The organism is Synechococcus sp. R6-7, from assembly GCF_047461695.1.
Lineage (GTDB): Bacteria > Cyanobacteriota > Cyanobacteriia > Thermostichales > Thermostichaceae > Thermostichus.
The window spans coordinates 1-802 of sequence record NZ_JANSHS010000189.1 but is presented as its reverse complement, the minus strand read 5'-3'; the positions used below and the strand labels follow the sequence as shown (position 1 = coordinate 802).

The following is an 802-nucleotide window of genomic DNA, read 5'->3' as shown; positions in this document are numbered from 1 at the left end:
AGCAGTGTTCAGCGTAAATGTATCAGGTGCCTTTTTAAGCGCTATCTAGCGCTATCTTAAGTTTGATAAAGCCAGCCTCATCTTGCCGACGATGACCTTCCCCATCTCTCCCTTAATTCGCTGCGCTGTGCAGGCTCTGTACTGGGGACTGGTTCTGCCCCTACCCATCCTGCTGGCTCGGCAACAGGCAACACCTCTTGAGCTGGGATCCCTTTGGATTGCTCTGCTGCTGGGATGGGGGGTAGTCCTGGGATCCCTGAGCCAGCAGATTCAGTTGGACGAAGAGGGCATGTAGGCCACCTACCCCAGTTGGGTGCCGCCTTTTGTGCGGCAGGAGTGGCAGATCCGGTGGGCCGATATCGAGCGCATTGAGCCCCGCTCCACCAGCCAGGGTGGTATGGTGTATTACTTGGTCAGCCGAGGGGGGGATCGCGTACTTTTGCCGATGCGGGTGACCAGGTTCAAGCAGCTGTTGGCTGAGATTCGACGGCACGCTCAACTGGAGATTGGCGGGCTGCGCCCCTACGTTCAGCCTTGGATGTACGGGCTCCTAGGATGTTTTGCTCTGCTTCTGTTGCTCTGGGATGGGATGGTCGCCATCTGGGTCTGGGCAAGTCCGGTGGGAACCTAGCGCAACCACAGACGGTTCCGGGTCTAGCCATCCCGACAGGGATCCCAGCTCCAGCGGGCGGTTGCAGTCCAGATCCCGCCCACGCCCTTCTGCGCAAGCGTTGCGGAGCAGCAGGATGGAAATTTGGAGCAGGTTGGAAATGAGCTGATACATTTACGCTGAACACTGCTG

Annotated in this window: 2 protein-coding genes; both read left to right on the top strand. The window is 58.2% G+C overall.

Annotation, left to right across the window (positions count from 1 at the left end):
- Positions 1-91: 91 nt before the first annotated feature.
- Positions 92-295 (top strand): hypothetical protein, encoded by a 204-nt coding sequence (locus NW815_RS06435; protein ID WP_414390047.1) that lies wholly within the window; start codon positions 92-94, stop codon positions 293-295.
- A gap of 18 nt (positions 296-313) precedes the next feature.
- Positions 314-631: a hypothetical protein gene (locus NW815_RS06430; RefSeq protein WP_414390046.1), complete on the top strand. Its 318-nt coding sequence runs from the start codon at positions 314-316 to the stop codon at positions 629-631.
- The last annotated feature ends 171 nt before the right edge of the window (positions 632-802 follow it).